The sequence below is a fragment of the Chromohalobacter sp. 296-RDG genome (assembly GCF_029889885.1).
Taxonomy (GTDB): Bacteria; Pseudomonadota; Gammaproteobacteria; order Pseudomonadales; family Halomonadaceae; genus Chromohalobacter.
In genome coordinates this window covers 1-5,841 of sequence record NZ_JARANY010000093.1, presented here as the reverse complement: position 1 = coordinate 5,841, position 5,841 = coordinate 1, and the positions used below count along the sequence as shown (strand labels likewise).

Below are 5,841 nucleotides of genomic sequence, written 5' to 3'. Positions count from 1 at the left end.
GGCAAGCGAGTGGCTGGGGGCCATGCTGTGTCTGGCATCGATCATGTTCGTATTGATGCTTGCACGGCGCACCTCTCCTCTCCTCGCGTTCGGGATATCCATCGTCGCAGCACTGGTCATCGACCTGGTGTTTTCACGTTACTTGCTCATTCCCCTCCCCGAGGGACTATTGGGCGTCTGGGGGTAAGTAAGCCATGGATGCATTTCTGCAAGGCCTGGCGCTGGTCTTCAATTTCCAGACATTACTGGTGATCGCCGCCGCGGCCATTTTTGGAGTCTTCGTGGGCGCCGTGCCCGGCCTGACCGCCACCATGGCCGTCGCACTACTGGTCCCCATCACCTTTTACATGGAGTCAACGCCCGCCATCGCAGCCATCGTGACCACATCGGCGATGGCGATCTTCGCCGGCGACATTCCCGGCACCTATCTCAATATCCCCGGCACGCCCGCGTCGGCCGCCTATGTCGGCGAGTCCCATCAACTGGCACGTCAAGGGCGCGCACGGGAAACGCTGGGGACCAACCTTGTATGCTCGGTCTTCGGCGGATTGTTCGGCACGCTAGTGCTGGTCTTCGTCTCGTCCTCGCTGGCCGAAGTCGCGCTCAAGTTCAGTTCCTTCGAGTATTTCTGGTTGGCTTTGCTGGGGCTGAGCTGCTCGATCTTCATCTCCATCGGCTCCAAGACCAAGGCCTTTCTATCCTTGCTGGTAGGGTTGCTGCTCTCCACTGTCGGTCTCGACATGATGAGCGGTGCACCTCGCTTCACGTTCGGCCTCCCGGACTTGATGGCAGGCATCAATTTCATCCCCGTGATGATCGGGATGTTCGCGCTCAACGAACTGATGAGCTTCTACGGTTCCAGCAATGAAAACCGCCACATTCCCGCCGTTCACAAGGACGAAGTCTTCAGCAGCGTTCCTCGGCACATCGGACGCTATTGGCGCAACCTGTTGCGGGGCAGTTCGACCGGCACCCTGATCGGCGCCCTGCCCGGCGCGGGCGCAGACATCGCGGCATGGATCTCCTACGCCATGGGCAAAAGCCGCTCGAAAAACCGGGACGCCTATGGTAGCGGCCACATCGAAGGCATCGTCGATGCCAGCTCGGCCAACAACTCGGGTATCAGCGGCGCCTGGGTACCGGCGCTGGTCTTCGGCATTCCCGGCGACTCGATCACCGCCATCGTCATCGGTGTGCTGTACATGAAAGGCATGAATCCCGGCCCCACCATCTTCATGGAGGGCGGTGGTTTGGTCTATGCGCTGTTCACGGTGTTCTTCATTGCCAACCTGGCCATGTTGCCCATCGGTTATATCGCCATTCGCTCGGCCAAGGTCTTCATCCTGACGCCACGCAAGATATTGATGCCGATCATTCTGTGCTTTTGCATCATCGGCGCCTTCGCCATCAACAACGCTGTCACCGATATCTGGATCATGCTGATCATCGGTCTGGTCGCCTACATCCTGGCGCGCAACGACTTCCCCATGGCCCCGACCATTCTGGGCCTGGTACTCGGCGGCACGCTGGAGAACAACTTCATGAGCTCCATGCTCAAGAGCAACGGCGACCTGCTCAGTTTCTTCTCGCGTCCCATCAGCGCAAGCCTAGGCGCGATGGTCATCCTGATCTGGTTCCTGCCGTTGTTCATTCGTCTCTATCGCCGTTATCGCGGCGCTCCCCAATCCCCGAGGACGCCATGACCACCTACGCCGCTGCACAAATTCATGAACTCTTGACGGCCCTCTTCGAGGAGGCCGGCGCACATCGAGAGGTCGCCGACACCACCGCCGACGTGCTGGTCGAGGGCGATCTTCTCGGTCACCACACGCATGGCATCAAGCTCGCGAATGGCTATCTCAAGGACCTCAAGGCCGGCAAGGCAAGCGGCGACCCCGCTACGCTCAAGATGTCGGAAAGCAGTCCCGTGGCCGCCGTGATCGATGGACACTATGTGTTAGGGCCGTACCTGATCAGGCACGCGCTTGAGCATGCACGACAAGCCGCCGAAGGCTTCGGCATCGGCATCGTCACGCTCAAGCGATCCCATCACATCGCCTGCCTGGCAGCCTATCTGCGCCCCCTTGTCGAACGTGACCTGGTGCCCATCGTGCTCAGTTCGGACCCCGCCGTGGCCTCGGTGGCACCCTATGGCGGTGTGACGCCCGCATACACGCCGAACCCGCTGGCCATCGGCATCCCCGGTCGCGACAACCCCATGCTGATCGACGTCAGCATGTCTAGCATTACCAACGGCACCGTCAACAAGACACGCGCCGAGGGCGGCAAGCTCGCGCATCCCGCGATCTTGACCCGTCACGGCACCGCCAGCGACGATCCCGAGGACTTCTTCACTACGCCGCCCGGCAGCATCCTACCACTCGGCGGCCAGGCCTTCGGTCATAAGGGGTTCGCTCTGGGCCTGATGATCGAGGCGCTGACCTCGGCTCTCGGTGGCTATGGTCGCAAGGACGCCCCGACCCAATGGGGTGCCTCGGCCACGGTGATGGTCATCGATCCGGCGCGTTTCGGCGGCACCGATGCCTTCGTCGAGGAAACCGACTTTCTCACCCGGCGCTGTCTCGACGCCGAGCGCGCCGACCCCGATGTCGCGGTGCGCCTACCCGGTCAATCCGGCCTCGCCAAGCGTCAACGGTATCTACGCGAGGGAATTCCCCTGCCCAATGACGTCGTCGATTCGCTACGCCTGGCCGTCGCCGACTCGACGCTGGCAAACGGCTCATTGAGTCGCGCACTAGAGTTATGAACGGGAGAATAAGATGCCACAAGATCAGGACACGCATGATACCAAGACCATCGGCGTCATCGGCACCGGTCTCATGGGCGCACCGATGGCTCGCCGTCTCGCCGCCGCGGGCCACCGAGTCCGCGCCTGGAACCGCACGCCCGACAAGACAGAGACACTGCACGAGCACGGCATCGACATAGCTCATTCGGCGAACGACACCGCCACTGATGCCGACTTCGTCATGGTCATGCTCAGCTCGGGACCGGTATGCGACGACATCCTGCTAGGCGACGACGGCGTGATCGCCCACATGGCACCCGGTGCGATACTGGTGGTGATGAGTTCGATCCCGGTCGAAACCGCCAGAGGCCAGGCCCAAGCCGCCGAGGCAGCAGGCATCGGCTATCTGGATGCACCGGTATCCGGTGGCGAACGCGGCGCCATCGGCGGCACGCTGGCGATCATGGTCGGCGGCGAAGCGGCCACCTACACGCAAGCGCGAGCGCTTTTTTCACACCTCGGGCGCGACGTGCATGTCGGCCCGGCCGGTAGTGGTCAACTCGCCAAGCTGGCCAATCAGACGATCGTCGCCAATACCATCGCTACGGTGTCCGAAGCCTTGCTGCTCGCCGAACGTGGTGGTGCCGATCCCGGAAAAGTACGTGAGGCCTTGCTGGGCGGCTTCGCCGACTCGACGATCCTTCAAGTCCACGGCGAACGCATGCTCAAGAAAGACTTCCGCCCCGGCGGGCCCGCCAAATGGCAGTGGAAGGACACCCAAACCGCCCAACAACTCGCGGATGAATTATCGCTTGAGCTCCCGGTATCGCGCCTGGTGGATGGCTTGTTCGGGGACCTGGTCGCGCACGGCGACGGCGAGCTGGACCATAGCGCCCTGATCCGCGAGCTGCGCCGGCGCAACGACGAAAATCCGCACTGAACGGTACCCAGGGTTTACGCCGGGACAGGTTGAAGCAGGAGTCTTTCGACAGGATGTCGACAGTAGCGCCAAGGGAGAGTTTATAGCGCCCTTGCGGCAACCTGCTCGCGGCTTCAAGTATCGAGCGCGACCTCGCGCAGATAATCCGGCACGTCGATCGTTCCAGCATCGCGAAAATCGGCCAGACGCGCCTGCACCTGGGATTCAGAGCGCGCTAGATGTTCTTCGAGAGCGCGTCCCGCGGCTTCGCCGTGACGGGCACGGGCTTGTTCGAATACATGCCGATGCTCGTCGAAGAACGGCTCCACGCTGGGCAGCTCGATCGACGAGCCCAGCAGATGCTTGCTGATCAACAGGATGGGTCGCGTGCGACGCAACATGGTCATGATCTCGGCGTTGTTGCCGCGCTTCAGGGCCTCGTGGTGCAGGTCATTCTCGAGGGCATCGAGCAATGCGCTGGGCACCTGAGGATAATCGCGCGCGGCATCGTTCAGGCGCGCCAGATAGTGCTGTATTTCCGCATCGCTCAATGTCTCGGCGGCACGGGTCATCATGAATGGTTCTAGCTGACACCGTGCCTGGTAAAGATCGCGCAGGCGCGTGTCGTCCAGCGGCACCACCGTCCAACTGCTGTACTTGACTTTCTCGACCACGCCGATGCTCTGTAGATACAGCAGGGTGCGATGCGTCAGAGTCCGACTCACCGACAGCGAACGCGCCAATTGCAGTTCATTGAGTTCGAAGCGCCCTTTCATCGAGCATAGCACCACGTCACGTTCTACATTCTCGGCATGCGCACGCCAAGTGTCCGTGCGCTCGATACGCGAGGCGCGAAAATCGCTCTTGCCCAGGGAGCGGCGTACCACGTCGCCGGGTTGTGCGCCGACTTGGTAGCCGCGCCCTTCGAAGCGACAAATTCGCCCTTCCTCGTGGAGGCGAGCCAAGGTCTGGCGTACCGGCGAACGGCTCATCGCGAAATGCTCGGCGAGATGTCCTTCCAGCAGCACCAACCCCGGCTCGAGACGTCCATCCTCGATGGCCTGGCTAACTACCCGATAAAGTTGCTCCTTCAACGATCTGGCCATGCGACTGTCGTACTCCCGTTTAATGCATGCGCGCGGTTCGAGCGCCCTTGAACGTGATGATAGCGCGGCGTCGTCAGGTGATCGCGCCGACCATCCAGGGCACGAATTCATTGCTGCCATAACCCAACGATTCGCTGGCACTGGCGTCGCCGGACGCGACGGCGACGATCCGTTCGAAGATCGCCTCTCCCATCTCCTCCACCGAGACTTCACCGTCGATGATGGCGCCGCAGTTGAGGTCCATGTCCTCACTCATGGTCTCATACATGTGCGTATTGGTAGCCAGCTTGAGGCATGGCGCCGGCTTGAAGCCGGAGACCGAACCACGCCCCGTGGTGAAGCACACCACGGTCGCTCCCGAGGCAATCTGCCCGGTAACCGAGACAGGGTCATAACCGGGACTGTCCATGAAATTGAAGCCTGGCACCTTGAGCGGCTCGGCGTATTCGAGCACATCGTTGAGGCTCGATGCCCCACCCTTGGCCACCGCGCCGAGGGATTTTTCCAGAATCGTCGACAGGCCTCCCGCCTTGTTGCCCGGCGAGGGGTTATTGTTGAGTTCCGCGCCGTTGATCTCGGTGTAATGCTTCCACCAGGCGATGCGTGCCAGCAGCTTACGCGCGACGTCCACATCCACCGCGCGGTCCAACAACAAATGCTCGGCGCCATAGATTTCCGGCGTTTCGCTCAGGATTGCGCTGCCTCCGTGACGCACGATCAAATCGGCGGCGTGCCCCAGCGCCGGGTTGGCGGTGATCCCGGAATAACCATCCGAGCCACCGCATTGCAACGCCACGCTCAAGTGATGGAGCGGCGCGGGGCGTCGCTCATCGCGTTCATGGCTGCGCGCCATGTTCAGCACCTTGTCGCAGGCCATCTGGATGCTCGCGCGCGTACCGCCGACCTGCTGAATGTTGAAGTAGGCCAGACGCGCGGCATCCTCCAGGCCAGACTTCTCCACCAACTGCTTGACCTGGTTGGTTTCACATCCCAGCCCGATAATGACCACATGCGCAAAATTGGGATGCCGTGCGTAGCCCGCGATGACACGCTCGAGGAAGGCAAAG

At 61.7% G+C, this 5,841-nt stretch carries 5 protein-coding genes and 1 pseudogene; 4 read left to right on the top strand and 2 right to left on the bottom strand.

The window, feature by feature from the left end:
* The 4 genes and pseudogenes from OP495_RS16120 to OP495_RS16105 all read left to right on the top strand — a co-directional run.
* Positions 1 to 187 (top strand): annotated as a pseudogene (locus OP495_RS16120) (tripartite tricarboxylate transporter TctB family protein); the annotation flags it as partial.
* A 7-nt stretch (positions 188 to 194) separates the two neighbouring features.
* Complete coding sequence (locus OP495_RS16115; protein WP_280563801.1) at positions 195 to 1,703, top strand: tripartite tricarboxylate transporter permease; 1,509 nt, start codon at positions 195 to 197, stop codon at positions 1,701 to 1,703.
* Positions 1,700 to 2,767, top strand: a complete 1,068-nt coding sequence (locus OP495_RS16110) for an Ldh family oxidoreductase (RefSeq protein WP_280570719.1) — start codon at positions 1,700 to 1,702, stop codon at positions 2,765 to 2,767. Before OP495_RS16115 ends, OP495_RS16110 begins: the two co-directional genes overlap by 4 nt.
* A 13-nt stretch (positions 2,768 to 2,780) precedes the next feature.
* Positions 2,781 to 3,689, top strand: coding sequence for an NAD(P)-dependent oxidoreductase (locus tag OP495_RS16105; RefSeq protein WP_280570718.1), 909 nt, complete (start codon positions 2,781 to 2,783; stop codon positions 3,687 to 3,689).
* A 113-nt stretch (positions 3,690 to 3,802) separates the two neighbouring features.
* On the opposite strand, the gene OP495_RS16100 is transcribed toward OP495_RS16105, so the two are convergent.
* Positions 3,803 to 4,774 (bottom strand): GntR family transcriptional regulator, encoded by a 972-nt coding sequence (locus tag OP495_RS16100; protein WP_280570717.1) that lies wholly within the window; start codon positions 4,772 to 4,774, stop codon positions 3,803 to 3,805.
* Between the two features lie 73 nt (positions 4,775 to 4,847).
* Positions 4,848 to 5,841 (bottom strand): UxaA family hydrolase (locus OP495_RS16095; protein WP_280570716.1); only part of this gene is annotated, 994 nt, incomplete at its 5' end.

Coding starts and splice junctions, on each gene's coding strand:
- OP495_RS16115 (WP_280563801.1), top strand. CDS start 195: ATGGATGCATTTCTGCAAGGCCTGGCGCTGGTCTTCAATTTCCAGACA.
- OP495_RS16110 (WP_280570719.1), top strand. CDS start 1,700: ATGACCACCTACGCCGCTGCACAAATTCATGAACTCTTGACGGCCCTC.
- OP495_RS16105 (WP_280570718.1), top strand. CDS start 2,781: ATGCCACAAGATCAGGACACGCATGATACCAAGACCATCGGCGTCATC.
- OP495_RS16100 (WP_280570717.1), bottom strand. CDS start 4,774: ATGGCCAGATCGTTGAAGGAGCAACTTTATCGGGTAGTTAGCCAGGCC.